18 protein-coding genes and 2 riboswitches are annotated in these 25,707 nt (G+C 44.6%); of the genes, 13 read left to right on the forward strand and 5 right to left on the reverse strand.

What is annotated here, in order from left to right; genetic code table 11:
• Window positions 1-2: 2 nt before the first annotated feature.
• Window positions 3-827 carry an MIP/aquaporin family protein gene (locus MHH57_RS19230; protein WP_341071175.1) on the reverse strand — a complete coding sequence of 275 codons (825 nt, stop codon included), beginning with the start codon at window positions 825-827 and terminating at the stop codon, window positions 3-5.
• A 318-nt stretch (window positions 828-1,145) separates the two neighbouring features.
• On the opposite strand from MHH57_RS19230, the gene MHH57_RS19235 reads away from it, so the two are divergent.
• From MHH57_RS19235 to MHH57_RS19255, 5 genes are all read left to right on the forward strand, one after another.
• Window positions 1,146-2,627 (forward strand): PTS transporter subunit EIIC, encoded by a 1,482-nt coding sequence (locus MHH57_RS19235; protein WP_342434412.1) that lies wholly within the window; start codon window positions 1,146-1,148, stop codon window positions 2,625-2,627.
• 197 nt (window positions 2,628-2,824) lie between these two features.
• Window positions 2,825-4,108 carry an ABC transporter substrate-binding protein gene (locus tag MHH57_RS19240; protein ID WP_029518393.1) on the forward strand — a complete coding sequence of 428 codons (1,284 nt, stop codon included), beginning with the start codon at window positions 2,825-2,827 and terminating at the stop codon, window positions 4,106-4,108.
• A gap of 33 nt (window positions 4,109-4,141) precedes the next feature.
• Window positions 4,142-5,017, forward strand: coding sequence for a sugar ABC transporter permease (locus tag MHH57_RS19245; protein WP_342434413.1), 876 nt, complete (start codon window positions 4,142-4,144; stop codon window positions 5,015-5,017).
• A 22-nt stretch (window positions 5,018-5,039) separates the two neighbouring features.
• On the forward strand, window positions 5,040-5,867 hold the full coding sequence (locus tag MHH57_RS19250; protein WP_029518391.1) for a carbohydrate ABC transporter permease: 828 nt from the start codon (window positions 5,040-5,042) through the stop codon (window positions 5,865-5,867).
• A 148-nt stretch (window positions 5,868-6,015) separates the two neighbouring features.
• Window positions 6,016-7,188, forward strand: a complete 1,173-nt coding sequence (locus MHH57_RS19255; protein ID WP_342434414.1) for an iron-containing alcohol dehydrogenase — start codon at window positions 6,016-6,018, stop codon at window positions 7,186-7,188.
• 57 nt (window positions 7,189-7,245) lie between these two features.
• Here MHH57_RS19255 and MHH57_RS19260 read toward each other — a convergent pair whose 3' ends face one another.
• Together MHH57_RS19260 and MHH57_RS19265 are read right to left on the reverse strand one after the other, a co-directional pair.
• Window positions 7,246-8,664: a sodium:alanine symporter family protein gene (locus MHH57_RS19260; RefSeq protein ID WP_029518389.1), complete on the reverse strand. Its 1,419-nt coding sequence runs from the start codon at window positions 8,662-8,664 to the stop codon at window positions 7,246-7,248.
• Window positions 8,665-8,823: 159 nt separating this feature from the next.
• Window positions 8,824-8,918: riboswitch (glycine riboswitch) on the reverse strand.
• A gap of 18 nt (window positions 8,919-8,936) precedes the next feature.
• Window positions 8,937-9,013, reverse strand: a riboswitch (glycine riboswitch).
• A 165-nt stretch (window positions 9,014-9,178) separates the two neighbouring features.
• A complete protein-coding gene (locus MHH57_RS19265; protein ID WP_342434415.1) occupies window positions 9,179-10,636 on the reverse strand; it encodes a glycoside hydrolase family 1 protein in 1,458 nt (485 codons plus the stop codon).
• 213 nt (window positions 10,637-10,849) lie between these two features.
• On the opposite strand from MHH57_RS19265, the gene MHH57_RS19270 reads away from it, so the two are divergent.
• The 7 genes from MHH57_RS19270 (at window position 10,850) to MHH57_RS19300 (ending at window position 18,901) form a co-directional block, all read left to right on the forward strand.
• Window positions 10,850-11,821, forward strand: coding sequence for a LacI family DNA-binding transcriptional regulator (locus MHH57_RS19270; protein WP_069011250.1), 972 nt, complete (start codon window positions 10,850-10,852; stop codon window positions 11,819-11,821).
• 233 nt (window positions 11,822-12,054) lie between these two features.
• Complete coding sequence (locus tag MHH57_RS19275; protein ID WP_341039889.1) at window positions 12,055-12,897, forward strand: PRD domain-containing protein; 843 nt, start codon at window positions 12,055-12,057, stop codon at window positions 12,895-12,897.
• A 232-nt stretch (window positions 12,898-13,129) separates the two neighbouring features.
• Window positions 13,130-14,986, forward strand: a complete 1,857-nt coding sequence (locus MHH57_RS19280) for a beta-glucoside-specific PTS transporter subunit IIABC (RefSeq protein ID WP_029518386.1) — start codon at window positions 13,130-13,132, stop codon at window positions 14,984-14,986.
• 256 nt (window positions 14,987-15,242) lie between these two features.
• Window positions 15,243-15,761, forward strand: coding sequence for a thioredoxin family protein (locus MHH57_RS19285; protein WP_342434416.1), 519 nt, complete (start codon window positions 15,243-15,245; stop codon window positions 15,759-15,761).
• 241 nt (window positions 15,762-16,002) lie between these two features.
• Window positions 16,003-16,293, forward strand: coding sequence for a metalloregulator ArsR/SmtB family transcription factor (locus MHH57_RS19290; RefSeq protein WP_058710457.1), 291 nt, complete (start codon window positions 16,003-16,005; stop codon window positions 16,291-16,293).
• A gap of 72 nt (window positions 16,294-16,365) precedes the next feature.
• Window positions 16,366-17,547: an MFS transporter gene (locus tag MHH57_RS19295; protein ID WP_029518384.1), complete on the forward strand. Its 1,182-nt coding sequence runs from the start codon at window positions 16,366-16,368 to the stop codon at window positions 17,545-17,547.
• A gap of 19 nt (window positions 17,548-17,566) precedes the next feature.
• Window positions 17,567-18,901, forward strand: coding sequence for an ISL3 family transposase (locus MHH57_RS19300; protein ID WP_341039891.1), 1,335 nt, complete (start codon window positions 17,567-17,569; stop codon window positions 18,899-18,901).
• Window positions 18,902-18,995: 94 nt separating this feature from the next.
• On the opposite strand, the gene MHH57_RS19305 is transcribed toward MHH57_RS19300, so the two are convergent.
• A complete protein-coding gene (locus MHH57_RS19305; RefSeq protein ID WP_049817031.1) occupies window positions 18,996-20,369 on the reverse strand; it encodes a sugar phosphate nucleotidyltransferase in 1,374 nt (457 codons plus the stop codon).
• Window positions 20,370-20,529: 160 nt separating this feature from the next.
• On the opposite strand from MHH57_RS19305, the gene MHH57_RS19310 reads away from it, so the two are divergent.
• A complete protein-coding gene (locus tag MHH57_RS19310; protein WP_165148762.1) occupies window positions 20,530-21,225 on the forward strand; it encodes a response regulator transcription factor in 696 nt (231 codons plus the stop codon).
• 42 nt (window positions 21,226-21,267) lie between these two features.
• On the opposite strand, the gene MHH57_RS19315 is transcribed toward MHH57_RS19310, so the two are convergent.
• Window positions 21,268-25,695 carry a hypothetical protein gene (locus MHH57_RS19315; RefSeq protein ID WP_342434417.1) on the reverse strand — a complete coding sequence of 1,476 codons (4,428 nt, stop codon included), beginning with the start codon at window positions 25,693-25,695 and terminating at the stop codon, window positions 21,268-21,270.
• Window positions 25,696-25,707: the final 12 nt, after the last annotated feature.

A 25,707-nucleotide genomic window follows, 5' to 3' on the forward strand; every position in this document is an offset into this window, starting at 1 on the left:
TTTTACGCTGTAAGTTTGTGATCCGTTTTATGATTTTTATAAGTACGACTCATACGGAAGGTAATCAAGAGTACAATCACGATGATCCCTAGTAAAATCCAGAAAGCTGGAGTCACACTCCCCTTAAAAACAGCCTGATAAAATGGCCCTGCGAAAGATCCCCCCAATAGCGGTCCTATAATGGGCACCCATGCATATTTCCAGTTGGACGCCCCCTTACCGGGAATCGGTAGTAAATAATGCATCAGACGCGGCCCAAAATCCCTCGCTGGATTGATGGCATAGCCCGTTGTGCCTCCAAGGGATAAACCGATACTGACAACTAAAAAACCAACAATCAGCGGTTTCAGGCCGTCTGTAAATGAATTGGCACCAAACGACAGTAAAGCAAGCACAAAGATGAAAGTACCTATCATTTCACTAAGCACGTTGCCAAACGGATGATCAATAGCTGGTCCTGTCGCGAATACACTGAGTTTGGCTGCTGTGTCCTCCGTCTCTTTCCAGTGGGGCCAATAATGCAAAACGACGATGATCGCACCCGCCATGGCCCCGAGAAGCTGAGCCACAATATAGCCGGATACATCTTGCCATGGAAAACTACCCTGAAATGCCAACGCGAGTGTAACTGCCGGATTCAAATGCGCTCCGCTGATTTGACCCACTGCATACACCGCAATAGCTACCGCAAGCCCCCAACCCATTCCGACCACAATCCAGCCGGAAGCGTGGGCAAATGACTTTTTCAGGGACACCCCTGCGCACACTCCGCCACCTAGGGCAATAAGAATCATTGTCCCTATGAATTCGGCTGCGTATGGCGACATACAACCTACCTCCTCAATAGATCACCCGATTTTGATCGCTTTCATCGCACAAAAAAAAGAAAAGCCATCACAAATCAACCCTGTGCTGTACCATGGGATGTCTGCGTGGCTCTCTTGTCTCCGTCACGATTATTAACTTAAATTTGATACTATATAAGCATGTAAGCGATGTCAACTGCGGATTTACGTCATTTCATAGCTTAAAATAATCGTTGACCATGTTAGATCCCCCGATTTATGATGTAAAAAAATGGGCACAAGTAAGGATTTCAGGATGAATACGACACTCCCAAACTCGATGAAGAAGGGAAGAATGTTATGCTGAAATTTCTGCAAAAAATCGGCAAGTCGTTAATGCTTCCAGTAGCTACTCTACCCGCCGCAGGGATTTTGCAAGGATTAGCTCTGATTAATTATGAAACGGATATACCGTTTGGTCCCGTAGTTGGCGGATTTCTGAATCATTATGTCACTCCTTTTCTGAACGAGGGGGCGGGGGCTATCTTCGGTAACCTTGCGCTCATTTTCTCCATTGGTGTTGCCATTGGTCTGGCAGGCGACGCAGTAGCCGCATTATCGGCAGTCATTGCCTATATGGTGTTGACCCGTATTTTGGCGGCAGTGCCGGGTATATTTGCATATATTCCAGACGACGTCAAGCTGGACATGGGCGTATTGGGTGGTATTTTTATCGGTGGATGGTCTGCTTTTCTGTTTAAAAAATATCATAATATTCAGCTCCCGGATTGGCTTGGCTTCTTCTCAGGCAAACGTTTTGTCCCCATGATTACCGCCTTCACGACCATGATTCTGGCCATTCTGCTCGGAATGATCTGGAGTCCGGTACAAGATGGGATTGCAGCCTTCGGCAACTGGATTGTCGGGTTTGGCGGAATCGGATCAATGGTATTCATGATTGCCAATCGGCTGCTGATCCCGCTCGGTTTGCATCATGTACTAAACTCAATCGCGTGGTTTCAGATTGGTAACTATACGAATGCAGCTGGCGAAGTTGTTCATGGTGACCTGACCCGTTTCTTTGCAGGCGATAAATCAGCTGGTCTATTCATGTCCGGTTTCTTCCCTATTATGATGTTTGCTCTCCCGGCAGCCGCTCTCGCATTCATCCATACGGCTAAACCGGAAAAACGTAAAGCCGTCGCTTCCATTTTCATCGGTTCTGCGCTGGCATCGTTCCTGACCGGAATTACCGAGCCCCTCGAATTTTCGTTTATGTTCATTGCACCATTGCTTTACGGCGTTCATGCTCTGCTGACAGGCCTGAGCGGCCTGGTCGTATACCTATTGGATGTCAAACTGGGCTTTTCCTTTTCAGCAGGACTCATTGACTATTTGGTCAATATGAAGCTCTCCACTCACCCATTGCGAATGATCCCGGTCGGGCTTGTCTTCGCCCTCATCTATTACTTTCTGTTCCGATTTATCATTCTCAAATTCAACCTAAAAACTCCTGGGCGTGAAGATGATGGAGAAGACAGTCACCTGTCTGAGGCTAACGAATCTGTACCCATTGGAAAGGCAAGCGCCACATCCGACACTCCGTCCAGTCAGGCAGGCAGAATACTAACCTATCTCGGTGGTTCGGACAATATCCTAAGTATTGATGCCTGCATCACACGGCTGCGTCTTGTCGTCAAAGACGACAAAGCAGTTAACGATCAAGCTCTCAGGCGGCTCGGAGCGTCGGGAATCATCAGGCTTGGTAACGGTACCCTACAGGTTATTTTCGGGACTCGGTCCGAAATTCTGAAAGATGAAATACTGCGGTTGATGTCATGAGCTGAATCCCTAACTTAAGTACGTGCGTTCTTCATATAACAGACGCACGTGCTTTTTTTTATGGATAAACGTTTCAAATTTTTTGTTTTTGGTTAAGGCAATGCACATAAATGGGTAACAGCTTCATATGATGGAGCTAAACCATTTACAACTTGTTTAGCAGGCAGATTATCTCAGACAGCAAGGAGGGAAATGATGTGAAGACAGTACAATGGTTGGTATTATGTCTTGCTTTTCTCACTATGTTCAGTGCTTGTAGTGGACCCTCGTTCTCTGAAAGTCAATCATCTGAAACTAATTTGTCAAATGGAAAAAAGATAACGCTTACATTATGGTATTGGAACCGTTCCATTGATGATGAACTACTCGCCCAAGCGGAAAAACACTTTCCCAACATTGAATTAAAAACTCAAAAAATAGGTGGTGACTTCAAAGCTAAACTGAAGACAACGCTCGCAGCTCGTTCTGGTGAACCAGACATCGTAGCTCTGAACGACTGGATGGTGGAGCTATTTCCAAGTGCGGATCGTTTTTATGATTTAAGGGAGCTCGGAGCAGACCGCCTAAAAGATCAATATTTGGAATGGAAATGGAATCAGGGGATCACTCCTGATGGTAAAATGATTGCATTTCCCATGGATACTGGGCCTACTGCCCTCTTCTATCGAAGCGATCTATTTAAGCAAGCAGGCTTGCCTAGTGATCCTGAAAAGGTTAGTGCCTCGATCCGCACATGGGATGATTACATGGCAGCCGGAGAACAACTTCAGCAGAAATTCGGAAGCCGTTCGTTTTTGGCTGATAATATTGTAAACGTTTACAATCAAGTGCTCGCTCAGCATACAAACCTCTACTTCAAGCCGGATGGCAGCTATATTGGCAATCAATCTCCTGACATCCGTCTGGGCTGGAAAACCGCTGTCGATTTCCACAAGAAGCATCTGCTCGCCAATGCGGATGGCTGGACTCCCGAATGGAACGCTTCGGTCAATAACGGCAAAATTGCCTCTTTTGTAGGGGCTGTTTGGATGAAGCAAGTTCTCACAGAGGCCGCGCCGGATACAGCTGGCAAATGGAGAGTCGCCCGTGCTCCTGGAGGAGACGGCAACCTGGGTGGTTCGTTCATTTCTATCCTCAAATCCAGCAAACATCCCAAAGAAGCCTTTGAAGTCCTGACCTGGCTGCAAAACCCGGAACACCAGTTGGAAGCCTACCACAAAATCGGTCTGTTCCCGTCCACTCCCGGCGTCTATAACGATCCTATCATGGGGACACCCGAGCCTTTCTTTGGGGGTCAGGCCACCGGACTCATCTTCGCCGCCTCCGCACGTCATGTGAAAAGCAGCTATTTCGGCGAGCGCTACCCTGTCATCCACGGCATTGTGACCCGTCGCCTTGCTAATGTTGCCAAGCAGGATGCTAATCCTGATGCATTATGGACGGAAACCATGGAACGAATCGAACGGGAATTACAGCGATAAAAAAACAAAATTCAAAAAAGGCGTGTGGACAATATGCTGAGAGAAATCTGGAAGCACCGTGCCGTTTATGCTGCGATCTCGCCGTTTTATCTGCTGTTTGGCATCTTTGGACTGTTTCCGATTGGTTTTTCATTATACCTGGCGTTTCACAACTGGGACGGAATCGGAGACATGACCTACAACGGCTGGGGCAACTTTCGCTACCTTGTAACAGATCATGAATTTTGGCAGGCTGTAGGCAACACCTTTGTGATCTGGGTGTATGCAACAATTCCAATGCTATTCTTCGCACTGATTATTGCCTTTCTGCTTTATGCCCCATTTGTGAAAATGCGCACCTTATGGCGAGTTGGATTCTTCCTGCCCAATGTGACGTCTATTGTGGCTGTCGCCATCATATTTGGTGCCTTATTTGCCAACAATTTCGGATTTCTCAACTACCTTCTGCAACTCTTGGGACTGCCCATGGTTCAATGGCTGAATGTGCCATGGGGTATCCAAATTGCCATTTCTTCTATGGTCGTATGGAGATGGATGGGCTATAACGCAATCATCTATCTGGCCGGACTTCAGAGTATTCCGCATGTGCTGTATGAGGCCGCCAAAATAGACGGAGCAACCGGAGCGCAAGCTTTTTTCCGCATCACTATCCCCATGCTGCGCCCAGTCATTCTGTTTACGGTCATTACGTCCACCATCGGCGGTATGCAACTCTTCACCGAGCCACAGGTCCTGGTCGGTAATGACGGCGGTTCCGGGGCAAGTGGCATGACCATCGTTTTATACCTGTACCGCGAGTCGTTCATTAACAACTATTTTGGATATGGTGCAGCCGTCGGATGGGGCATGTTCCTCATCATTGCTCTATTCTCCATCATCAACTGGAAACTCGTTCAAGGTAAAAAATAACGATGGGAAGGAGCTTCACAACATGATGCAGACACGTGCAAAATCCTTTGTTTTATATGCCGGATTGTTGGTGGGAATCATCCTGTCGATGTTTCCATTTTACTGGCTGATCGTCATGGCAACCCGTACAACTTCAGACATCTATCGTTTTCCACCGCAATTGTGGTTTGGCGGCCACTTCTTGGATAACATAACGAGAGTATTGCAGCAGATTAATTTTGCCGGAGCCTTTTTTAATACCCTTTTTGTAGCCGGTTCTGTTACCTTATTGGTTCTGTTTTTCGATTCGCTGGCAGGTTTCGCATTCGCCAAGTTTGATTTTCCGGGCAAAAAAGTGCTATTTATCGTTCTGCTAGCTACAATGATGGTCCCTTCACAACTTTCGCTTGTCCCCTCCTTTGTCATGATGGCCACCTTTGGATGGGTAGGTACGTTCAAAGCGCTTATTATCCCGGGGATGGTAAATGCCTTCGGCATTTTCTGGATTCGTCAATATGCGGAAGAATCCATTCCAAAGGAGCTGCTGGATGCGGGGCGGATGGACGGATGCAGCTTTTTTCGGCTGTACTTGAATGTAGCACTGCCTATTCTACGTCCTGCGTTCGCTTTTCTCGGCGCGTTTACCTTTATAGGAGCCTGGAATGATTATTTATGGCCGTTAATCGTCTTAACGGATGAGCGTAAATTCACACTCCAGATTGCACTGTCCCAATTAAACGGGATATACAATACGGATTATGCGATGGTCATTGCGGGCACCCTGCTTGCTGTACTGCCACTTATAATTTTATTTCTTTTCATTAGCCGCCAGTTTATTTCCGATCTTGCCGCCGGAGCGGTCAAAGATTAGATTTATTTGAATTCCCTTATTCATTTCATGTATAATAGTTAATCGTCATTTCAAATAGCTTACATGGTAAAGTTAGGTATTCAACAGGCAATCAGGTTAAGCGATTTACGATTTGAACATGAACTATGAACTGAGGGGAACTTTCCAGATGAACAAATTCACATATTATAACCCCACCAAATTAATATTTGGAGACAATCAAATTGAAGAACTGCAGCAGGAGCTGCTGAATTACGGCAAAAATATTTTACTGATATACGGAGGCGGAAGTGTCAAGCGAAATGGTCTGTATGACCAGGTATTAAACGCGTTAGAGCCGCTACATCTTAACATTCATGAATTGTCCGGCGTAGAGCCGAATCCGCGCTTGTCCACCGTTAAGAAGGGCATCGACATTTGCCGAAATGAAAACATCGACTTCTTACTTGCAGTAGGCGGCGGAAGCGTTATTGATTGCACCAAAGCCATCGCAGCAGGGGCTGAATATGACGGCGATGTGTGGGATATTATCAATAAAAAGCACATGCCTACCCAGGCTCTGCCATTCGGTACCATCCTCACACTCGCCGCTACCGGTTCAGAAATGAATCCAGATTCTGTTATCACCAACTGGGAAACAAACGAAAAATACGTATGGGGCAGCGCGGTGACGCATCCGAAATTCTCGATTCTGGACCCAAAAAACACCTTCTCTGTGCCACGTGATCAGACGGTATATGGCATGGTGGATATGATGAGCCATGTATTTGAACAGTATTTTCACAATGTTAAAAATACACCGTTGCAAGATCGTATGTGCTTTTCCGTGCTGCAAACCGTAATCGAAACTGCACCTAAGCTGTTGGAGGATTTGCACAACTACGAGCATCGCGAAACGATTTTATATGCCGGAACGATTGCTCTTAACGGAACACTGCAAATGGGCTACTTCGGGGACTGGGCTTCGCATACGATTGAACATGCATTATCTGCTGTATATGATATTCCTCATGCTGGCGGTCTGGCGATCCTATTCCCCAACTGGATGAGACATACGGTGGATCAGGATGCTGCACGCATGAAACGGCTGATGCTCAGCATGTTTGACTTAGACACCGTAGATAAAACAGATAGAGAAATCGCTTTGGAGGGTATTGACCGTCTTAGTGCATTCTGGACAAGTCTCGGTGCCCCTTCCACCCTGGCCGGTTACAATATTAATGATGAGCAATTGGAAAAAATCGCAACCATTGCAGCCCGTGAAATGGAATATGGAGGCTTCGGTAATTATAAAAAGCTGAAACAGGAAGATATTTTAGCTATTTTGCGTGCATCGTTATAACATTCAAAAAGGAGTGTCCTCAAGCCTGTGATGGCTGAAGGCACTCCCTTTTGGAATTTATGAATTAACTGTTTGTCCCTTTTCTTCTACTTGAATAGCTGCCCCTACACTGGCACCTGCAAGAATGCCCTTTTTCTTACTAGAATTCAGAGAATCCATATAGGTTCGGGTTTCTGCAACGACAATGCCTGATAAGCCGAGCAGTGCAATCAGGTTCGGGAAAGCCATCATTGCGTTAAAGATATCTGCCAGCAGCCAAATCGCATCCAGTTTAATGAACGCGCCCCCGCCAACGAGTAGAATGAACAGATAACGGTATGGCTTAATCCACTTGACGCCAAGCAAGTATTCAACACAGCGTTCCCCGTAATAGTTCCAGCCGAGCATGGTGGTGAACGCGAACATAATCAGAATAATTGTGAGCAGTTCTGCCCCCAGCGGGAATGCGCTGGAAAATGCTTGCTGAGTCATCAGGCCCGCATCGGTAGGCCCGCTCCACACACCGCTAACCAGTAGCGTCAACCCGGTCATCACACAAATAACCATCGTATCAATAAACACGCCTGTCATGGAAATCAGCCCTTGTTCCGCAGGCCATTTGGTTTTGGCAGCTGCGGCTGCAATCGGTGCGCTTCCCAATCCGGCCTCATTGGCAAAAATACCTCTGGCTACCCCACTTCGCATCGCCAGCATAATCGTAGCTCCGGCAAATCCGCCCGTTGCCGATGTAGTTGAAAATGCCGAATGGAGCACCAGCGCAATTGCGGCAGGAAGCTGGTCAGCAAACCGAATCAGTACGATGAGACAGATCAGTACGTACAAGCCTGTTTTAAAAGGAACGACCTTCGTCGATACCTTGGCAATACTTTTGAGTCCTCCAATAGTAACCAGTCCTGTGAGGATAGCAATAATCAGTGCCGTTACAATGGGCGGAACACCAAAACTGTTTTCCGTCGAAGATACAATCGCTTTGACCTGTGGAAACGTTCCAATCCCGAACAACGCTACCAGCATGCCCGAAAAAGCAAACAGCATCGCCAGCGGTTTAAAACGGCGTCCCAGACCTTTCTCAATATAATACATCGGGCCGCCGGAAAATTGTCCATTCCGATCCTTCACCCGGTATTTTACCGCAAGTACACCTTCCGCATATTTCGTCGCCATCCCAAAAAAGGCTGCAACGACCATCCAGAACAAGGCACCCGGCCCGCCCAGCTTAATGGCTGTCGCTACGCCGACAATACTTCCTGTGCCAACTGTAGCCGCTAGCGCCGTACTCAAAGCCGCAAAACTACTTACATCCCCGCTGCCTTCATTCGGGGCCTTACCGATCAGCTTGATCGCCAGGGGCAGGCGGAATACCTGCAACATTTTCAGACGTATGGTCAGCCACAACCCCGTTCCCATGACAAGAATGATGAGAGGCGCCCCCCATATCCAACTGCTAATCGCTTCTAACACATGTACCAAATTCATTTCAACCCGCTCCTCCAGCATATTAGAAAACAAAAAAGAGTCAAATCAGCTGATTCGACTCCTGGAGAGGTTAAAGGCACGAAAAAATACAACCATCTTGTGCAGGTTTCTGCCTCTAATAGCTCATAAAAAAGCCTAGGGCATTCCCTGTCACAGGTTATTCGCGTCTCTGTCCTTTTGCCTGAGAGTTTAAGCAGATGTTCTCTGCGGTGCACCTTCGGCGCCCAATTAAGGGTCTCTCCAGAGTTCTGTCCGTTTACGGTCCCCGCTTGTGGCTGTAAACAGCCTAAGCACCTGAGAGTTTTGCCCCTTCGGTCGGAACTTTCGTTCCATCTCCCGCAAACATCAACCAGACATATGAAATTTTTATTCATTATACAGAAAACTTTCAGCTTATTACAAGTGAAAAGTTTGTGAAGCCCTCTGAAATATTATTATGTCTATCAAAAAAGCGGGTACAGCAGATTGCATCCTTAGGATGTCCTCTGCTATACCCGCCCGAGACGATATGAAATTACAATTCTTCACCATTGGTTGCTATCACATTTTTATACCAGTTAAAAGAGTCTTTTTTGGAGCGTTTGAGCGTTCCGTTACCGTCATCATCCAGATCAACGTAAATAAATCCGTAGCGCTTGGACATTTCGGAAGTAGACATGCTCACGAGGTCGATAGGGCCCCAGCTGGTGTAACCAATCAGATCAACACCGTCAGCAATCGCTTCCTTCATTTGGACAATATGCTGACGCAAGTAATCAATGCGATACGTGTCATGCACAGAGCCGTCCTCTTCCACCTTATCATATGCACCCAAGCCATTTTCCACGATGAACAGCGGCTTTTGATAGCGATCATAAAACGTATTCAGTGTAACACGCAGGCCGATCGGATCGATCTGCCATCCCCAGTCGGAGGACTGCAGATACGGATTTTTCACGCCGCCAATCAGGTTTCCTGCTGCTTTCTCGCCTTCTGGACCTGCCGATACGGTCAAGGTCATGTAGTAGCTAAATGAGATAAAATCAACCGTATTATTTTTCAAAATTTCGGCATCGCCGGGTTCTGTCTGGATCACAATATTATTTTCTACAAAATAACGATTCATATAGTTGGAATATTCCCCACGGGCATGCACATCCGTAAAGAATAGGTTCATCTGATTTTCATGCTGGGCTTTCAGTATATCCGCTGGGTTACACGTATGTGGATAGCTTTCTATACGTGCCAACATACAGCCGATCTGAGCACCCGGGATGATCTCATGTCCCCGTTTGGTTGCCAGTGCACTAGCTACAAATTGATGATGCAATGCTTGATATATCGCTTGTTGTTTGTTTTCTACACGGTCAATAACCACACCGCCACCGGTGAACGGACTCATGGTCATTACATTGATTTCATTAAAGGTCAGCCAGTATTTTACTTTATCCTTATAGCGTGTAAACACCGTTTCGGCATAATTGACGTAATGCTGTATGACTTCACGACCCAGCCAGCCATTATACTTCTGAGTCAGACCTAGCGGTGTTTCATAATGTGACAATGTTACCAAGGGCTCAATATTATATTTGCGCAGCTCATCAAATACATTGTCGTAGAATTGCAATCCTGCTTCATTCGGTTCGTGATCATAGCCATTCGGGAAAATCCGCGACCAGTGGATGGACATACGAAATACTTTAAAGCCCATTTCAGCGAACAATGCAATATCTTCTTTGTAGTGGTGGTAAAAGTCCACACCTTCACGTTTTGGGAAACGGGCATTGACTTTGCCTGCCAAAATGTCTTCGAGTCGCTCGGACGAAATCTCTATAGCGTGATCGTTCTTACGTTCCGCTTTGGGTACATAAGCAATCATGTCTGCGCTGGACAAGCCTTTTCCATCTACGTCAAAAGCACCTTCCAATTGGTTGGCTGCAGTTGCCCCGCCCCACAAGAAGTTTTTCGGAAATCCTTTTAGCATCTTCGTCATGGTATAAAGACCTCTTTCCGTATATAAGATTTTTACTTTGGCCTAAGTAATCCCATCAAATGCTGCAAATGTGAATCCATACCTAACGGTAACCGTTCTCCTTTGAAATGCATTGACAGATGCTTTAAAATAGATGTAATGCCCTCATAAGCATCCTAATTGTTGTAACGCGTTTCATGTCAAGTATTTTTTTCTTATGTGAGGAGAAGCACCATGTCGAATCTTGATCAAATTGCAAAACTGGCGGGCTTTTCCAAGGCTACGGTATCCAGAGTATTAAATCAGTCCCCCCATGTCAGTCATGAAACAAGAGCTAAGATTTTGAAAATCATGCAGGAATTAGATTATGTTCCTAATCGGAATGCCATTTCCCTATCCAAGGGTCAGACGCTTCAGATTGGTATCATCACTTCAACGATTAATGAAATTGTTCTTGCTTTTCTGGACAGCTTTGTAGAAATCGCCGGACAATATGAATTCCAGACCATTATTTATACTTCGGGAGAAGACAAAAAGAAAGAGCTTCAAGCTTTTGAAGATTTAAAAAGAAAAAGAGTCGACGCGCTGGTCATCATTTCCTGCGTGAATGACACTGATTTTTTGAGTACCTATTGTAAATATGGCCCGATCGTGGCCTGGCAACGAATGGAGCATACCGATATTCGCTCCGTGGCAATGGATCAATATGAAGGTTACATGCTAGCATTAAAGCATTTGATACAAAAAGGCTATACCCGTATAGCCAATGCTTTTGGTCGTCCGAGCAGCATCAATACCCATAGCAGACAACGAGCCTATGAACAGATCATGAGTGAGCACAATCTGTCAGTGTTGCAACACTGGAATCACTCTTCAATTTATAATATCCGTGATGGCGAACAGGTCGTACGGGATTTGTTACAGCATCGGGGGGAATTCCCAGAGGCTATTTTATGTGCTAACGATTATGTAGCTGTGGGCATTCTCTGCGAAGCACGCAGACAACGGCTGAACGTACCGGGAGATCTGGCGATTGTTGGGTTTGATAACACGGAGCTGTCGCATACGTTGGGGATTACAACCATTCAAAATCCCATCATGGCTCAAGCACAAAATGCTTTTTTCATGCTTTCCCCCCAGCTGATTGGACGCCAAATGGAGCTTCATTCGCTAGAGTACAGCCTCATTGAACGTACGACCACATAAGGTAACGCTTTACTTGCAAATTAGGCAAAAGGGTCTTGATATAAAATGTTTTTTGTCGAAACAGAATAAAAAATGTTGAAATCGCTTTTTTTTGTGCTACAATAGCACTATATCGAAGGATTGTGACCGGTGATGCGGGCAATGCCTGAGTTCAATTGAGTACTATTGCTAACAATAGTATTGAATTGTGCTTAGGCATTTTTTATTGGTAAAGGATGGGAGGGGGAACTTCAATGATTATTGAGAAGGTGCTCAATAACAACGTCCTATTGACTAAAAACGATAAAGGCAAAGAGGTCATCGTGATGGGAAGAGGTATTTCCTTCAAAAAGGTGGCTGGCGATCAAGTCGATGATGATAAAATAGATAAGATTTTCATGTTAAATGAAAACGAGTTCACGGCCAAACTAACCGAGCTGCTGAACGATATTCCTGTATCTCATCTGGAGGTCGTGAATGAAATCGTAACCCATGCAACAGAAGTGTTGGATACGGAGTTAAGCGATAATATTTATTTAACGTTGACCGACCATATTCATTTTGCCATACAACGGCAAGAAAAAGGACTGGCACTCCAAAACGCGATGCTGTATGAAATTAAACGCTTTTACAAAAAAGAATTTGCAGTTGGACTGGATGCTCTCCAAAAAATTGAAAATACGCTCGGAGTAAAATTGGGCGAAGATGAAGCGGGATTTATTGCATTGCATATGGTGAATGCACGGATTGACGGTAACGAAATGAAATCTACACTGAAAATGACTGAGATTGTCCAACATATATTGAACATTATTACGTACCATTACGGGATTGTGCTGGATGAGTCTTCTTTTAGCTATTCGAGATTTTTGACACATTTGCAATATTTTGCGATGCGAGTGATTCGTAAAGAAGTCATTCACAGTGGTGAAGAATTCTTGTACAACCAGGTGAAGCAGACGTATGCCGAAGCTTTTGCTTGCGCCCAAAAGATCAATGAGTATCTGGAAAAAACATACGATCAATATTTAAGCAAGGATGAATACGTATATCTAACTATCCATATTCATCGGGTAACTGAGCGTAATAACATATAAGACTAACAACTTCATACCCCTCATCGTTCATGGATTGTGACTGGTAAGGCAGGCAAAACCTAAACTGATGGTGAAATCGACGTTCCCTTATAGGAAGAGTGCGCAGTTTTCACCACGAGTTTAGGTTTTTCTTGTTTACAAGGTTAAAAAGATGCATGCCGGCGCATCTTAGCAACAAATGTAAACGGTAAACCCTATCAGTAGCAAGAATAACCCATAAGGAGTTCTAAATATGAGTGATAAAGAACTATCTAAAAAAATAGTGACTCTCGTTGGCGGCGAAGAGAATGTCAATTCCGTATTCCATTGCGCTACACGCTTGAGATTTAAATTAAAAGATCGCACAAAAGCAGACAAAGCTGCACTGGAAGCAACACCTGGTGTCATTACAGTGGTGGAAAGCAGCGGCCAGTTCCAAGTGGTCATCGGCAACAATGTAGGTCAAGTATTTGAGCATATGATGGCAGAAACGAATTTGCAGGATGCAGACAATCCTAATGCCAAAAAGGAAGAATCTTCCGAAAAAACAAATGTTCTCGGCAAAGCGGTCGATATCATTTCCAGCATTTTCTCACCTCTCTTGGGTGCTCTTGCCGGAGCAGGTTTGCTCAAAGGGATTATGGCCTTAATTGCGTCGCTTCATTGGATTGATACTACAAGCGGTACGTATCTCATTTTGAACGCCGCTTCGGACAGCGTATTTTATTTCTTGCCTATATTCCTGGCTATTACTTCGTCCCGTAAATTTAAGACAAATGCCTTTGTATCGGTCGCAGTTGCTGGAGCACTCGTGTACCCGGATGTTATTGCAGCGGTGGATCATCCGGCAAAACTGGCTTTTCTCGGGATTCCAATCATTCTGATAAAATACAGTTCCAGCGTAATCCCAATTATTCTCGCGGTATGGGTACAGTCCTATGTGGAACGTTGGTTTAATTCCTTTGTTCATCAATCGGTTAAAAACATTATCGTCCCTATGCTATCACTGCTAGTTGTTGTTCCGTTGACGTTTTTGGCCTTTGGTCCAGTCGGTAACCTGATCAGTCAAGGCTTGGCGAACGGTTTTACATGGGTATACAATTTAAGCCCATTGATCGCCGGAGCTGTGGCTGGTGCATTCTGGCAAGTGTTTGTTATTTTCGGTGTACATTGGGGCTTCGTTCCTATTATGCTGTCCAATATTCAAACATTGGGTTATGACACGATGCTTCCAATGCTTACAGCAGCCGTACTTTCTCAAGCCGGTGCAACACTGGGGGTATTCCTGAAATCACGAAATACTCAAATGAAGGCTTTGGCGGGTTCCTCTACACTGGCGGCTGTATTCGGGATTACAGAACCAACGATTTATGGTGTAACTTTGAAATTGAAAAAACCTTTCATTTATGCTTGCATATCCGGTGGTATTGGGGGCGCTATTATCGCTTCTGGCGGAGCGACTGCAAAATCCTTCTCCCTGCCTAGTTTACTGGCGCTGCCAACTTATTTTGGAGCTGGATTCTTGTGGGTAGTCATCGGTTTGCTCGTTGCCTTTGTACTCGCAGTTGTGTTGGTTATGATTTTGGGCTTTGATGATCCAAAAGAAGAAACTGCAAAAACAGAAGCTGCGCCTATAAAGAAAGAAGTGACAATCGAGAAAGAAATTCTCGTAAGCCCACTGCAAGGTAAAGTATTGCCTTTGGAACAATCTTCTGATGTTGCTTTTGCTTCAGGTGCTATGGGGAAAGGAATCCTTATTGATCCTACAGAGGGTGTGCTGACATCTCCTGTCAATGGAACGATTACGACCGTATTCCCAACCGGACATGCCATCGGTATTACTTCCAATGACGGAGCAGAAATTCTGATTCACGTTGGTGTGAATACAGTGAAGCTGAAAGGACAATTCTTTGACAAGCGCGTCAAAGAGGGTGATGTAGTGAAGCAAGGGCAATTGTTGCTCGAATTTGATATCGAACAAATTAAGGCGGCAGGCTATACAACGACTACGCCGATTATCGTAACAAATTCCGCTCAATACCTGGACGTATTGAACACAATGGAAACTGAAGTGAAGCGTGAGGATTACTTGTTGACTGTTGTGGTCTAACATTTAATTATCAGACTAGGGCATTTTGCATAAATCCCAGGAGCGTTTTCAAATCAGCAGTATATAGATCGAAATGCTTTAATTCGTCTATATACTGTACTTACAAGCGTTGGGAATCGAATTATGCAAAATGCTGACTAAAGAAGCTTTCCCTACGGGAAAGCTTCTTTTTTATACATAATGAGACAAGTGTTACAGTGAAAAACGAAAAAATCATTTATTGTAAGTTTGAGATTGTAAAAAAAGGAGGGTTTCTGTGAAAAAAGGATATATCGCCGGGTTAAGTGTCATTGTATTGCTTCTCATTGGTATCGCTATTTCAGCTGTAGTTAAATTTCAAGATCTGGAGCAGGTTGTTCAGCAGAAAGATAAAGAGATCCAAGCAAGCAAAAGCAATTATCCCGAAATATATGACCACTTGAATGCGGTTACACTAGATGGTTTTAAGCGTTTGATTCAGCAGGATCAAAGTGTGTTTGTCTATGTCGGCAGACCCAGTTGTGGAGACTGCAATCGGTTTGAGCCTAACTTTAACAAGATGATCGAACAGTATAATCTAGGCTCTAAAATTACTTTTTTGAACGTTCACAAAATCCATAAGGACAAGCCTCAATGGAATAAATTCAAAGAGGATTACAATGTTAAATACACCCCCACTATTGCAGAATTCAGAAACGGCAAGCTGGTTGATAAAATAGAATGGACGCCCAAAAGAGACCTCAGGACGGATGCTGTAAAAGAGTGGCTGACTTCCAAGAAAATTATTATTTTATAAGTCTCTTTTCTATTCAATTCATTACAAACACAGAGAACTGTTTATGCAAAAAAAAGGTATTCATTCGTATAACGCATGAATACCTTTTTAGGAATGCACAGGTCTTCCAAGCTCTAATAAAAAAGGGGCATTCGGATTTTATGGTGGAGACAAAATCAAAACATTTCACTTAAAAATCGGAGAATATGGTGGTATTTTTCTAAAGACTTGATTTGTAGCGATATCTTAGTACAATGGTTTTATGACTACTCAAAAAATAATAAATGATGAGCTCAGAGTCAAAATATTTAAGGCGTTAGCTGATGAAACAAGATTGGACATCATACGAGCTCTATACGCCAGCAAGAAGGAAATGAATTGTGGAGAAGTAGGACACATTCGCGATACTACGAAATCGAATACTTCGTATCACTTGCGTGCTTTAAAGGAGGCGAAATTGATCAAGGTACGAAAAGAAGCTCAAACGAAGTATATGAGCATCGATTTGGAGACATTTCAAACTTACTTACCTGGATTTCTGGATACATTGTAGAAAGAAATTCTTTTTTTATTCATTAGTTCAATAATCTTTGAACTATAGAACTAACTAAAAAGGGTGAATAAAATGATCAAATTAACTGCTTTATTTTTCCTCATCATGTTTGTTATCGGTACGGATACGTTTTTGATATCTCCGCTCATCCCCACTCTTCAGAGCTTGTTTCATATCCCAACTGAATATTCCGGTTGGATGGTAGGGTCTTATGCTTTAGGTTATGCCATTTTTGCACTGATTGCTGGACCGCTTTCCGATGGATGGGATCGCAAAAAAGTAATGCTTTCCGGCATGATCTGCTTCTCTGTTTCAACCATGTTATGCGGCTTTGCCACAGGTTTTTGGTCGATGTTCTTCTTCCGTTTTTTAGCCGGAGTCAGCGCAGCATTTACGGCGCCTCAAGTCTGGGCCTCGATCCCTACTCTGTTTCCAACGTCAAAAATCGCCAAAGTATCAGGATTCGTCATGGCAGGCTTGGCTGCTTCCCAAGCGTTCGGTATCCCTATTGGAAGTCTGCTTGCCTCAACCCATTGGTATTATCCTTTTTTTACAATCGGTGCATGTGCATTATTGGTAGCAGTATTCATCTTCTATGCTTTGCCCGAAATGAAACCAAATCAAGGCCAAAAAACCAGGACTCCGATTTTCAGTAGATACATCCCACTATTGAATAGCCGAATGGCAAGAAAGGCTTTCCTCGCTCATTTCTTATTTCAATGTGGATTCTTTGCTGCCTTTTCTTTCATTGGAAAATGGGTGACGGATCGCTTTCACCTTTCAATTGATCAAACGGGATACGTAATGTTTTTTCTAGGTCTTGGGAATATAGTCGGGAGCTTTGGCGGTGCCTATGTGATCAAAACGTTAAACCGTTTCAATACGCTGGTTGTAGGCTTTCTTGTCTCTATCATATGTTTTATTGTGTTGCCTCTCTTGCCGTCGGTTGCGGCTTTCGAAAGTGTTTACTTTTTCATATTCGTTAACATGGGGATCTCTTTTCCCCTAATATTGGGAATGCTGAATTCACTAAATCCGACCATCCGCGGCACGATCTCCAGCTTGGCCAATTCAAACATGTACGCTGCGACAACGCTCGGTTCTTGGATCGCAGGCCTGATTTACGCGACTTTTAACGGTTTTTCCGCCGTAGGCATGTTTGCGGCTATATGCTTTGCCGGTTCGTTGTTATCTTTTATATTCAGCGGTATTTTGACCAGTCACGCGAAAACAAAGAAGGAGTTTGCATCATAAATGCATAGAAGAAATTCATATGGATATTTTAAATCTTCCAAACTTCAACATATTAAGTATTAGTGAAAATGAATTTGATTTTCTAATACAAGTGGTGACGAACTCTCCACCTTTGGCTTGCCCTCATTGCGGATGCATAGCCAACCTCTACAAACACGACAGCAGGGAACAAGTTTATATGGACTTGCCCATTCATGGCAAGCGTGCAGGCCTTCTTATAAAGCGTCAGAGGTATCGCTGTAAAGATTGCAATCGAACCTTTTGGGAACACTTAGATCACACCATAGACGAAAAGCGAAACTGTACCAAACGATTATTGTCTTATATAGAGAAGCAAAGCCTTAAACGCACGTTTGTCAGCATATCCGAGGATGTTGGATTGCATGAAAAAACGATACGTAACATCTTTCGTGATTACCTCAATCGTCTTAAAGTAACGCTTCGTTTTGAAACTCCTAATTGGCTTGGGATTGACGAAATACACATTATTAAGCCAAGATGCGTTTTAACCAATATTGAGGAACATACGTTGTTAGACGTTTTGCCCAATCGTAACAAGGAAACCGTTATAGACTGCCTCTCACGCCTTCCAAATAGAGGACAAATACGATACGTCACAATGGATATGTGGCAACCATATAAGGACGCCGTGAGGGCTATCTTGCCAAAAGCTCTTATCATCGTCGATAAGTTTCATGTTCTCCGTATGGCAAACCAAGCGTTAGAAACCATTCGTAAGCAGCTCCGAGAAGGATTATCGCCAAAAGAACGCCGCGGGCTGAGGCACGACCGTTTTATCCTCCTAAAACGCCATATAGCGCTTACAGAGATGGATAAAATTACGCTTGACCTTTGGACAAAGAATCATCCTTCTCTCGGCACTGCTTATGACTTAAAGGAATCATATTTCGATATTTGGGAATGTGATAGCAGACAGACGGCATTCCTTAAATACAACGAATGGAAAGCTAAAATACCAACTGAACTGCAATCCGCTTTTGAACCACTTACAAAGGCTATGAAGAACTGGGAAGAGGAAATATTCGCCTACTTCGACCATCGCATTACAAACGCTTATACGGAGTCTCTAAACAGCCTTATTCGAGTCATTAATCGTTTAAGCAGGGGATACTCTTTTGAAGCCCTACGAGCCAAAATACTCTTTACAGAGGGACTTAAAAAGCAACGTAAGCCTAAGTACCAGAGGCGGTTTGATAGCTACGATCTACGGGAGGAAAACTTCCCGATGTTTAATATGCCACCTATTGAAGTTGTTCGTAAGCCAGAAGAAATAATCTTGCTGGGAATCGATTTTTCCACCTTGATCGAGAAATTGGAGAAGGGCCAGCTATAAACCCTTCTCCGCCATAAAATCCGAATACCCATAAAAAATAGTTCCTACTACTCTTCACTGCCTTCTGATAAACCTCGTTCGTATCTATCAGTCCCTATATTGTAGACACTTCATGAGTATGGTCGTCAATCGAATCAGGAAATTCATAACGGATAATATCCGTTTCGGATACGATATGTCCGATTTGTGACTCAATGAATTCTAAATCTCCTTCTACTGCCCCTATAAAATGCTTTGTACCGGGTTCAATGACGATGACCTCACCGGGGCTGACTGTCTGTATCACGCCATTGATAGAGACACTCCCGGTTCCAGAAACTATAGTCCAAACTTCTTTACGAAACTGATGCTCATGATAGCTGATAAATCTCCCGTTTGAAATGACCACGCGTTTGGTCACTGTCTGCAATCCACTTGCTGCCGCTTGATGGGATAACACCGTTTGCTTTCCCCAGAAGCGCTCCTCAAAACGTGGTCCGATTTCAATTTCCGCCACCATATCCTTAATTCCTGTGGATGACTGCCGATCCGTAACCAGCACGCCATCCGGCCCGGCAACGACGATAATGTCCGGGACATTCCAGATACTGACCGGAATCTCCAGTTCATTGATGATATGCGAGTCATGTGAAGCTTCTGAAATATATCCTGGACCACTCAGCTTCGAGCTTACTTCTCTCACCAACGAATCCCATGTGCCCAAGTCTCTCCACTCTCCATGATATGGAAGCACAGAGAGCTTATGAGTATGCTCTACTACCGCGATATCGAAGCTAGTTTTAGGCAAGTCTGCATAATTTGTCGAAAGAGATTCATAGTCGGCTGGTATACCCATTTGCTTCAGAATATCCAATAAAAAGCCCAGTCTAAAAGCAAACACCCCGCAATTCCATAAGGCCCCTTCACGGATCAACGCCTCTGAACGAATCAGATCCGGCTTTTCTACAAATGAACTAACCCTATAATATGGCTGGTCAAGTGAAGGAGAGGCTGAAGGCACAATATATCCGTATTTATCAGAGGGTTCCGTCGGAGCAGCCCCCATTAATGCGATATGGCTTCCTGATTGCTCTAATATGGAAGGAAGCCTGCGCAGATGCTCAAAAAATTCATCTCCCGTATACCCGTCCACAGGCATGACCCCTACGATCTCGTCGAGTGATGCGCCTGCAACGTCATGCAAGTAGGCCGTAGCCAGTGAAATGGCCGGGAAAGTATCTCGCTGAGTCGGCTCCTCAATCACTACAGCATCTCCGCCAATTTGTCCTCGAATCAGCTCGGCCTGAGTTCCACTCGTCGAAAAATAGGCCTCATCTGCCAAATTCGCCTCATCTAATTGCCTCCATATTCGTTGCAGCATACTTTCGGGCCGTTCGTCGTGACGTAGTATGGAAAGAAACTGCTTGGGACGGTTCACATTGGATAAGGGCCACAGACGTTTACCCGAACCTCCAGATAATAAAATCATTCGCAAAGATGCAACCTTCTTCCTGTAAATTAATATTTTTCTTACATTATAAGACTGTTCATTTTTCGCATTTCTGCCGAATACATAAGTATGTATTATCGTGGCAAATACATGATTATGCAATGCTATTGTATCTTTGTCTGTACAGGAGATGTCAGTCATGCCCATAAAAATACTCATCATTGAAGATCAAAAAGGTTTGGCAGATATGATTGCTCTTCACCTTCAGGAGGAAGGCTATCATACCGAGCTTATTTATGACTCTAAACTTGCAATTCCTACACTCATGCGTTTTAAGCCGGATATTATTGTGACTGCTCTAATGTTTTCCGGTAAAGTCGAATGTGCGCTGATCAGCCAAATCCGTCAATTTACCACAGTCCCTATGCTGGTCATCTCTAATAACACCGTGCTGAATATAAGAATAAAAGCTCTGGATGACGGAGCAGATGACTTCTTATGCAAGCCGTTCAGTCTGATAGAGTTAAATGCCCGCATCAAAGCCCTGCTGCGCCGCTGCGGCCGCAACATGCTCACTGAATCGCAAACGGTAACTCAAAAGAATAAAAAGGTAAGGGTATGGGTGAATGATTACCGTCATTGTCTGTTAGTCGATGACCAAGAAATAGAAGTCACTCAAATCGAATTTTCTATTATAAAAGAAATGTCCTGCAATCCAGGTAAAGTCTTTACCCGCAGCGAGCTGATGGATCGGATCAAAGGCGGAGATGGCGCTTATCTGGATCGCACTATCGACGTACATATTTCCAGCCTCCGCAAAAAAATAGAACGTGACCCTAAAAATCCTCAGCACATCCGTACCGTCTGGGGCAGAGGCTACAAATATGAGATGTAGCCGTATCATGGCTACCCATTTCCCCACTGAGCAGCTTGCTTTTTATGGAAGGTTTCGCTTCTTCCATCGCCGATAAGGAAGAAAACAAGCTGCTCCACCCAGTATCCCTATGAGGAACAATCCCCATCCAAAACGGTAGGCGGAAGCCAGAATAACGACGACTTTCCCGTTCCCGTTACCATTGGTAATGAATCCGGTAGTTACTCCATTCACAGACAGACGGGCTCGCTGATTTTCGCCACCCAGTCTGAACTCCCATAGTGGATTGGGTGATTCGGTCTCCCGGATCAGCACCTGCTGATGCGTCGGATTATATAGCGTAAAACTACGTTCCATGGAATTCTCACGAGTAGCCTGAATGCTTTCCGAAGCATGTGGTGCCATAAAAAAGGTATCCATATCCGTTCCCTCAAACAACGTAAATTGATCCACTGTAATCATGGCTTGATAAGGGATAATGGAATATTCCTTCATTTGAAATAAGCCTGACTGCTTCTTGTGCGCATGCGCTAAAATTTGAAACTGCATCATGGCGGTTCCTGCCGGTGCCTTCACAATTTGATCATAATGATTCCATTGTTCCTTATCTCTCTCCTCCACCTCATCAATATAGGAGGTTTGGAGAACCTGGGACACTTTATTCAAAAAAATGACCTTCATGTGCCGACTTCCAACTTGTTCGGATCGCGCATCCAACTGCACGGCATACTCTTGCAGCGGCTCGGCCTTCATTTTCTTGGACGCATAAATATTCCAGTCACAGGAATAGCTGGGTGCGTAACGGATAGAGAGTCCTTCGTCCATAAATGACAGGTTCGTCTGGCCAGGTCGTATATCCGCTACACATCCGACATCCGTGTCTAATGACTCCTTCGTGTTCTCCCCAGGCATTACCGTCACTTCCTGCCCGCCCATTCGATGAATATCTCCAAAACGGCTCAATGACGGTACTTGGCTGTCCAGCACAAGGGTTAAGTGATACTTTCCCTTGGTTAGGAACAGATTTTTGAATTCTATTCGGCCATAGTCGTTCAGCAGACCGGGAATTTGTATGATTTTCTTGGCAAAACCATCCTGATCGGGCACCGTTTCAATAACCTGCTTTTCAGATAAAGAGGTAGCGGGTAACCGCTTATACGACTCTTCCGTACGAATCGTTCTGGTCAGCACCTCTCCCGTCTCTTCATTCACCCACTTCATCGTTAATGACCCATGGTATCCTGCAGGTAGATTGGCCAAAATAGCTGTGGCATAGGTTCCCGTTTTGGCGACTTCCACATCCCTGCTTAACGTCCCCTTCTGATAGCTGATCCCTCGCCCCATACTAAGTCTTGGCAAAGCACGCTCCGTCTGCACATTCCCTTGGGCGTTAAAATCGTTCTCTGCCTCCAAGGTGAAAAAGAGCTTGCCCCGCTTCAATGCCTGCTCCACTGGAAAAGATAACTGATCTAGCTGATCCACAGGCACAATCGCAAATTGATTGACCGCATTAAAACCTTGCAGGTTATTAACCGTGACTGGAGTATCTCCTTTTGGAAAAACATGTTCTCCCAGATCGACCCATTGAAATTGGTTTAAACCATCATCCTGGGTCTTGATACTAACCACTTTGTCCGGTAACGTGACTTGTAATTTCCCGCCTGCCTTATTCATAAACACTCTGGCATATACATGCGAGGTTTGAGGTTGATCCAGTTTTTTGTGCATCGTAAACGTGTTAGGCTTACTGTATTGCCCCAAATCACGTAGCTGGATATCATGAATCCACCAGTAATTTTTTTGCTGTGGACGCTGCAGGGTTAACAAATCCATTCGCATCCAATAGCTGCCGGGCGGCGACACGTATTCCCCGTAAAATTTCACACTGTCAAAATTATATCCCTCCGAAGGCGCCACGACATAGCTAACCCCCAGTTCACGCATTTGCTTATCGTAAAATCTCATTTTCACATGCATTTTGTTCGTTCCGCGACCGGAAACAGTAATTTGGAACTGATACGGATTATTTTCCTTGGCTTCCAGCAAACCCGATCGAGCGACCTGCCATATATTACTCGGGTCACCCTTCATAATTTCGCCATGCAGAGTTGGCACATCATTCAATTCCTCACGGGGATTAGCCTGCACACTGAACAACTGCGGGTTATCCGGCTTGAAGAAGGTTTCGGTCCGCAACATGGAATCAAAGTCCACAACCGTCTTCCCTTCGATGCTGCTCATCTGATACGGGGCCACATCCAGCTTCTTACTGGCAAAGGTGACCGCAATCCCTGCATCCATTTCCATATCGAACGGAAAGTTCCGTATATTTTGGGAGGATAAATACCACAACCAATCGTTGGTCGAGGCAAAGGTTTTGGACCATTTTAAAAAGGCATTACCATCCTCAATGGCATCAAAAGGCCGTAAGTAATCCTCTGCTGGAAGCTGTGACAATAGCAAGTCATTAAAGGACGCCGCTTCCACATAATCCCCTTTGTTAATCGTCTGGATGGTTTTTAGCTCAGGCTTTAACGCACTGAACAGCACTCCAAAGCGGCTAAAATCAAAACCAGGCAGATGACTGTAGCTCTCTAGTCGGCTAAAACCGTAAGGTGTTACAATTTTACTGGCAAGGATGTTCATATAGGGCGGTGTCTGGTCGAGATTGAATATGGAAAATAGCCCGTTCTGGTACGTACGTTTCAGCCCGGTCTGACCTTCCAGCTGAGAGAGGTGGAAATCCTGACGCTTCTCCTGTCCCACATATTCATCATGGTAGACCAACTGGTTAACACCAAAGGTAGAGAACAGCCAACCTAATCGGGAGCTTAATCCGTTGTCCATGACATACTGTAGAAAATTCATATAGTATGTAATACCGGGATCATTGCCCTCATGATGAAAGATCGTATTTTTAGGAGAAGAGTATACCTGAAAATCTCCCGTTGCCTTTTCGTTTGCGGTCTTCCCTTTATTCCATTTGGGCGTGGCTACTCCGTTATAGCTCTGAATCATATTGTCAGCAATCGGAAAGTATAATGCCTTGCTATCGAAACGATCCGGATCAGTCAGCTTTTCAGCCATTTGAGCATAAGCCTCTGGCACTTGTACTGGCTTGTAGTACCCCTCAATGAACTGAGTGCGCAAGGGAGCAAAATATACCCCCAGGCACAAGACAACGATAACGACCGCCAGCTTTTTATATACACGCTGTAGCGGCGAGGATCCGAACCATTCCATAAATTGAATGACACCAAAGGTCAGCAACACCCCGAAGTTAAGGGCAATCAGTCCAATAAATTTGTTAGGATCACGGAAAACCGAACCAATCACAGGGGTTTTCGTAACCAGAATGACAAACCACTTGGCAATCGATGGGAACGTCGTCCCGGTAGCTGCAACCAGAAACAGCAGCGTAAGTAGCGAGAAGATCAGAATGATCGGATTTTTATGTGAACGTGTCACCATCGCATACCCGATCAATAGCAACAAAAATCCCCCTCCTACATAAAACATGACAGGCAGTGAGGACAAGGAAAACATGGGCCACCAATAGCTCAGTAAATAACCCACATTATTTAAACTGCTGTTGCGGCTGAACAGAGACAACGTATCCACGACATTGATATTATGCTGAGACGCTTGAGCGTCCATCAACATGCTACCGACATATAGAGACAACCAATAAAAACTGAGCAGACCGAAAAACATGCCAAAAATGATCCCTTTACGCAAAAAATTGCCGTATAACGGCTGCAAATAGGTGCGACCAGCCTTACGGTGGGTCCAGGTCAGCTTGATCAATAGCAACATGGTGAACAAGCCCAAATAAATCATGCCGAAGAAAAAATAGTGAATTGCCGCAGCACTAACGGTGAATACCGCAGCCAACAGAAACAGGTCGATCCAGTTCCGCTGATACAGCTTGTGGGAATGATAGTTTTTAATTTGTTGAATTTGAAACTTGGGGTCCACCGCACTGAAAAAGAACCGCAGCATTAACGGAAATAAACTATATCCACAGAGCAAATAAATATGCTGAATGCGGAAAATAACCCACGGATTCAACGCATAAAACAACGAGCCGACCATGATGGCAAAAATACGGGTCTTCGTAAAGCTTGGTGAATAATACACGCTAACCAATCGTTTGGCAAAGGCATACATCGAAAATGCCGAAACAAATAACAAGCCTGTAATAAACGACTTGAGCAAGACCGGTCCGCTTTCCTCAAATAAGAGTGACAGTCCATAGAAGGGCAAGATGTACAGGATACGTGGAGCATTGAACAAGGTCGAGGTAGACCATCGCTCGTTCCATACCCCGGTTATTTCCTCCAGATACCGATGAGAGGTGGCTCCAAAAGCAATGTCGCTAAACACAATTTGCCCTGGTCCATAGATGGGTGCAAGATATGCAACAATCGCAATCAGCATCAACATCATTGCCGCCATATCGTAACGATAGTGAAATACCCATTTTTTCATGCTTGTCCCCCT

The organism is Paenibacillus sp. FSL H7-0442 (genome assembly GCF_038593105.1).
GTDB classification, from domain to species: domain Bacteria; phylum Bacillota; class Bacilli; order Paenibacillales; family Paenibacillaceae; genus Paenibacillus; species Paenibacillus polymyxa_D.

Coding starts and splice junctions, on each gene's coding strand:
- MHH57_RS19235 (WP_342434412.1), top strand. CDS start 1,146: ATGCTGAAATTTCTGCAAAAAATCGGCAAGTCGTTAATGCTTCCAGTA.
- MHH57_RS19275 (WP_341039889.1), top strand. CDS start 12,055: ATGATTATTGAGAAGGTGCTCAATAACAACGTCCTATTGACTAAAAAC.
- MHH57_RS19255 (WP_342434414.1), top strand. CDS start 6,016: ATGAACAAATTCACATATTATAACCCCACCAAATTAATATTTGGAGAC.
- MHH57_RS19300 (WP_341039891.1), top strand. CDS start 17,567: ATGGATATTTTAAATCTTCCAAACTTCAACATATTAAGTATTAGTGAA.
- MHH57_RS19295 (WP_029518384.1), top strand. CDS start 16,366: ATGATCAAATTAACTGCTTTATTTTTCCTCATCATGTTTGTTATCGGT.
- MHH57_RS19270 (WP_069011250.1), top strand. CDS start 10,850: ATGTCGAATCTTGATCAAATTGCAAAACTGGCGGGCTTTTCCAAGGCT.
- MHH57_RS19310 (WP_165148762.1), top strand. CDS start 20,530: ATGCCCATAAAAATACTCATCATTGAAGATCAAAAAGGTTTGGCAGAT.
- MHH57_RS19245 (WP_342434413.1), top strand. CDS start 4,142: ATGCTGAGAGAAATCTGGAAGCACCGTGCCGTTTATGCTGCGATCTCG.
- MHH57_RS19280 (WP_029518386.1), top strand. CDS start 13,130: ATGAGTGATAAAGAACTATCTAAAAAAATAGTGACTCTCGTTGGCGGC.
- MHH57_RS19290 (WP_058710457.1), top strand. CDS start 16,003: ATGACTACTCAAAAAATAATAAATGATGAGCTCAGAGTCAAAATATTT.
- MHH57_RS19230 (WP_341071175.1), bottom strand. CDS start 827: ATGTCGCCATACGCAGCCGAATTCATAGGGACAATGATTCTTATTGCC.
- MHH57_RS19260 (WP_029518389.1), bottom strand. CDS start 8,664: ATGAATTTGGTACATGTGTTAGAAGCGATTAGCAGTTGGATATGGGGG.
- MHH57_RS19250 (WP_029518391.1), top strand. CDS start 5,040: ATGATGCAGACACGTGCAAAATCCTTTGTTTTATATGCCGGATTGTTG.
- MHH57_RS19305 (WP_049817031.1), bottom strand. CDS start 20,369: ATGATTTTATTATCTGGAGGTTCGGGTAAACGTCTGTGGCCCTTATCC.
- MHH57_RS19315 (WP_342434417.1), bottom strand. CDS start 25,695: ATGAAAAAATGGGTATTTCACTATCGTTACGATATGGCGGCAATGATG.
- MHH57_RS19265 (WP_342434415.1), bottom strand. CDS start 10,636: ATGACGAAGATGCTAAAAGGATTTCCGAAAAACTTCTTGTGGGGCGGG.